Annotated in this window: 4 protein-coding genes; 3 read left to right on the forward strand and 1 reads right to left on the reverse strand. The window is 62.3% G+C overall.

The features are described from left to right. The first annotated feature begins 1 nt into the window (after position 1). Both IBX54_RS12765 and IBX54_RS12770 read left to right on the forward strand, forming a co-directional pair. Positions 2-814, forward strand: a complete 813-nt coding sequence (locus IBX54_RS12765; protein WP_296543035.1) for an AzlC family ABC transporter permease — start codon at positions 2-4, stop codon at positions 812-814. Continuing rightward, positions 811-1,134 carry an AzlD domain-containing protein gene (locus IBX54_RS12770; RefSeq protein WP_296543036.1) on the forward strand — a complete coding sequence of 108 codons (324 nt, stop codon included), beginning with the start codon at positions 811-813 and terminating at the stop codon, positions 1,132-1,134. The genes IBX54_RS12765 and IBX54_RS12770 overlap by 4 nt, the downstream gene beginning before the upstream one ends. 10 nt (positions 1,135-1,144) lie before the next feature. Here IBX54_RS12770 and IBX54_RS12775 read toward each other — a convergent pair whose 3' ends face one another. Then, positions 1,145-3,088 carry a sigma-54-dependent Fis family transcriptional regulator gene (locus tag IBX54_RS12775; protein WP_296543037.1) on the reverse strand — a complete coding sequence of 648 codons (1,944 nt, stop codon included), beginning with the start codon at positions 3,086-3,088 and terminating at the stop codon, positions 1,145-1,147. A gap of 306 nt (positions 3,089-3,394) precedes the next feature. Here IBX54_RS12775 and IBX54_RS12780 point away from each other — a divergent pair. Beyond that, positions 3,395-4,742, forward strand: a 1,348-nt coding sequence (locus IBX54_RS12780; RefSeq protein WP_296543038.1) for an aldehyde dehydrogenase family protein, incomplete at its 3' end; no start/stop codon positions are given.

Here is a 4,742-nt window from a genome sequence, read left to right on the forward strand (position 1 = left end):
CATGGATTGCGTCACTTCGTTCGCAATGACGGGGCTGTTCTTTCACGTTAACATGACGCGCCAGTTCGCCGCATGGCGGGCCACTTTCTGCCGTTTCATGACCACCACTTCCAAGCCGCCACAAACCCCACCTGCCCCGCAGACGCCAGCTATTTCCGTGCTCTCGCTCTCGGTGCCGGTGGCCATGGGCTATGTGCCGCTGGGCATGGTGTTCGGCTTCCTGTTTGTGCAGGCGGGCGCGCCCTGGTGGCTGGCGCTTTTCGCCAGCATCCTGGTGTTTGCCGGTGCCGCGCAGTTCATGATGGTGCCGATGCTGGCCGCTGGTCTGCCGCTGGCTGCCATCGCCCTGGCCACGCTGGTGGTCAACCTGCGCCATGTGTTTTATGGCCTGTCGCTGCTCGACAAGTTGCCCACAAAGCCTTTGGCGCGCTGGTATCTGGTGTTTGCCCTCACCGATGAAACCTATTCGGTACTAACCACACTGCCCGCAGGCACCAGCACGCGCCAGATGGTCACGGTGGCGCTGCTCAACCAGGGCTGGTGGGTGCTGGGCACACTGCTGGGTGCGCTGATTGGAGCGCAGGCGCAAATTGGCCTGGTGGGGCTGGACTTTGCGCTGGCCGCGCTGTTTGCCGTGCTGGCGGTAGAGCAATGGCGCAGCGCCGACTCAAGCGCTCCACTGTGGGTGGCCGTGGCGAGCTACGCCGCGGCCTGGACGGTGATGCCACAGCAGGCCTTGCTGCTCGCCATCGCCCTGAGCGTGCTGGCCGGACTTTTTTGGCCCACAACCAGACCCCAAAAGGCGACGCCATGATCGACACCCGCTACGCGCTCGGCGTGATCGCCGCCATGGCGCTGGTCACTTTCGGCCTGCGCGCCCTGCCCTTTCTGGCCGCGCGCTTCCTGCAAAGCCATCCGCTGGTGCAACGACTGGGGCGCTTTTTGCCGCTGGCCATCATGACGCTGCTGCTGATCCACACGCTGGCCGGTCATGCCCGCGACAACCCGTCCGGCCCTTGGGCCGAGCTGGCCGCCGTAGCCACGGTGGCGGCACTTCAATGGTGGCGTCGGCAGCCGCTGCTGAGCATTCTGGCAGGCACGGCGCTGTATGTGCTGCTGCGCAATGCGAGCTGATAGGGTTCATTCAGGCTAATTTGCGGTAAAGCGTCTGACGACTGATGCCGAGCTGTTTGGCAGCTTCCGAGATGTTGCCGTGGCTGCTTTGCAGCGCTTGGTCAATGGCAGCCCGCGACAACGCCTGGAGGTTGTGCGACAGCGCTGGCGCCTTGGTGTGTGGCGCGCGCTGAGTTGCCACCACCCGCTCGGCTGCCGCCAAATCCTCGGCCAGGTCGTCGGGCAAGTGAGACCATGAAATTTCGTGCTCATGCGCGTCGAGCATGGCGCTGGCGGTGCGCAAGGCGTTGGCGTATTGGCGCAGATTGCCGGGCCACGGGTGCTGGCTCAGGCGTTGCAACAATCCAGCGGCCAGCACCACGCCGCGCCCAGGGTTCAGGTCAGCCAGCAGGCGCTGCGTCAGCACCTGGAAATCAGTGCGTTCACGTAACGGCGGCAAGATCAGCGTCAGGCCGTTGATTCGGTAAAACAGGTCACTGCGAAATTGCCCCAGTTCTGCCGCCTCACGCAATTTGCAATGGGTGGCGCAGATCAACGCAAAGTCCACCGCCACCAAAGGCCCGCCGCCCAGCGGGCTGACCTGGCGCTCCTGCAACACCCGCAGCAAACGCGCTTGCATGGCCAAAGGCATGTCGCCAATCTCATCCAGAAACAGCGTGCCGCCATGCGCCTCGCGCAGCCGCCCCGGGCTGCCTTCGCGGCGGGCACCCGTGAAGGCACCGGCGGCATAACCAAACAGTTCGGCCTCGATCAGATTCTCAGGCACGGCCGCGCAATTGATTGCCACAAAAGGCTGGTTGCGGCGCGCACCACTGTTGTGCGCGGCACGGGCAAACAGCTCTTTGCCAACCCCCGACTCGCCCTGAATCAGCAGCGGGATGGATTTGTCGAGCACCCGACGCGCCTTGTCTGCGGCCGCGCGCCAGCGCGCGTCACCGGTGTCAAGCTGCGCCAAGGCATCTTTAACGAAGTTCAAAGGGGATCGATCGGCAACAGACGCGGCCTGACTGGCGGGCCGACTGGGCCAGGTGCGCTGGGCTTGCTCCAGCAGCACGAACAGGATGCTGCCGTCACTGCGCCTGACCTGCGATGCCTGCCCCGGGCGACGCTGGTGGCGCGACAAGAGTTCATCCAGACTGACATCGAGCAAATTCTCGAGCCGGGCTACCCCCAGATCAGGCGTGCTCAAGCGCAGCAAGGCCAGCCCGGCACAGTTGCCACCCACCACCCAAGCGTCGTTGCTGAGTACCACAATGCCCTCGGCCACCGTGCCCAGCCCCTCCAGTTGGGAGTGCAGATGCAGCCGTATTTGCTGCTGGCACGTGGTGGTGATGAGCCGGTTTTCGATCATGCACGCCGCCATGCTGACCAAGCCCAAGGTGTGCGGGGGGCCGCTGCGCTGGTCGCCGGAGATATCGAGCACGCCCAACAAGTGACCCTGTGCCGAGCGGATCGGCGCCGCCGTGCAAGTCAGGAAGTCGTTGCGCTCCAAAAAGTGTTCGGCACCGTGAATTTCGATGCCCCTGGCCTCGGTCAGCGCCGTGCCAATGGCATTGGTGCCGCGATGCTGCTCGTGCCACGAGGCACCGCACGACAGGGCGACCCGCTCGGCCTTGCCCAGGAAATCGGCATGGCCCAGGGTGTGCATCAGCATGCCGTGCTTGTCCGCCAGAATGACCATGCCCTGGCTGTCGCGAACCAACTGAAACAAGGCTTCCATCACCGGCTGTGAGTGCGCCAGCAGTTCCTGGTTGGCCACCAGCGACTCGCGCAGACCGGCACCGTTGGCGTGCGCGGTGTCCAACACGCGCCCGACCGGCTGCAGCCCGGCGGCCAGGGAGCGCTGCCATGAGCGCGCTACAAAGGCATCCAGGCCATCGGCACACACATCGCCATGTTCAAGTAAATGCTGGCGCGCCTGGCGTAAAACCAAGGCATTTGGGGAGCTTCGCAAGGTGTCTCCTGGTCAGACGAGGGTCTGCTGTTTGTCATTTGAATGACAACAATGATAGCCAGCGGCGTGATTCCCAGCGATATGAACTGGCCTGCATAGAGGCCGGGCTTGTCCACTGTCACGTTGTTTGACAACTGCCACACATTGCAACACCCAAAGACCCGGCCACCGCCATAACGTTCAAGAGAAACTTCATATAAATCAATGCGATACGTTTTGGTCGCGGCGTTGGCACGCGATTTGATAGTTAACGACACCCTGCCCGCAGGGGAAACTCATCAACCAACGACACCCAGAGGATTCACAATGATCTACGCAGCCCCCGGCCAAGCCGGCGCAAAAATCGCTTACAAAACCCGTTACGACAACTTCATTGGCGGCAAATACGTGGCCCCGCTCAAAGCCCAGTACTTTGATGTGATCACACCCATCAGCGGCAAGGTTTACACCCAAGCCGCACGCTCGGGCGCTGAAGACATTGACCTGGCACTCGATGCCGCCCACGCCGCTTCTGACGCTTGGGGCAAAACCTCGGTGGCCGACCGCTCCAACATCTTGCTCAAGATTGCCGACCGCATCGATGCCAACCTGGAGCTGCTGGCCTATGCCGAAACTGTCGATAACGGCAAGCCCATCCGCGAAACCATGGCCGCTGACATTCCGCTCTCAAGCGACCACTTCCGCTACTTTGCCGGTTGCATCCGCGCACAAGAAGGCGCTTTGAGCGACATCAACGAAACCACCGTGGCCTACCACTACCATGAGCCGCTTGGGGTGGTCGGGCAGATCATTCCGTGGAACTTCCCGATTTTGATGGCCGCCTGGAAGCTGGCCCCGGCGCTGGCTGCGGGCAACTGCGTGGTGCTCAAACCGGCAGAGTCCACCCCGGTAAGTATTCTGATTTTGATGGAAGTCATTGGCGACCTGCTGCCCCCGGGCGTGCTCAACATCGTCAACGGTTTTGGCCGCGAGGCCGGCATGCCGCTGGCCACCAGCAAACGCATTGCCAAGATTGCCTTCACCGGCTCTACCAGCACCGGCCGGGTGATTGCCCAGGCCGCTGCCAACAACCTGATTCCGGCGTCGCTGGAGCTCGGTGGCAAATCCCCCAACGTGTTCTTTGCCGACATCATGGATCGCGACGATGGTTTTCTGGACAAGGCCATCGAAGGCCTGGTGCTGTTTGCTTTCAACCAGGGCGAAGTCTGCACCTGCCCGAGCCGCGCCTTGATTCAGGAAAGCATTTACGACAAGTTCATGGAACGTGTGCTGCCGCGTGTGCGCGCCATCAAACAAGGCAACCCGCTGGACTCTGAGACCATGCTCGGCGCGCAGGCCTCCAAAGTGCAACTCGACAAAATCCTGTCGTACATGGACATCGGCAAACAGGAAGGCGCACAAGTGCTCACCGGTGGTCACCAAGCCAACTTGAGCGGCGATCTGGCTGGTGGCTACTACGTTGAGCCAACCTTGCTCAAGGGTCACAACAAAATGCGCGTGTTCCAGGAAGAAATTTTTGGCCCCGTGCTGGCTGTCACCACCTTCAAGGATGAAGCCGACGCCCTGGCTCAAGCCAACGACACGCTGTACGGTCTGGGTGCTGGCGTGTGGAGCCGCAACGGCAACGTGGCCTACCGCATGGGCCGCGCCATCA

The sequence above is a fragment of the Rhodoferax sp. genome, assembly GCF_014859475.1.
In the GTDB taxonomy this organism is placed as follows: Bacteria; Pseudomonadota; Gammaproteobacteria; order Burkholderiales; family Burkholderiaceae_C; genus Rhodoferax.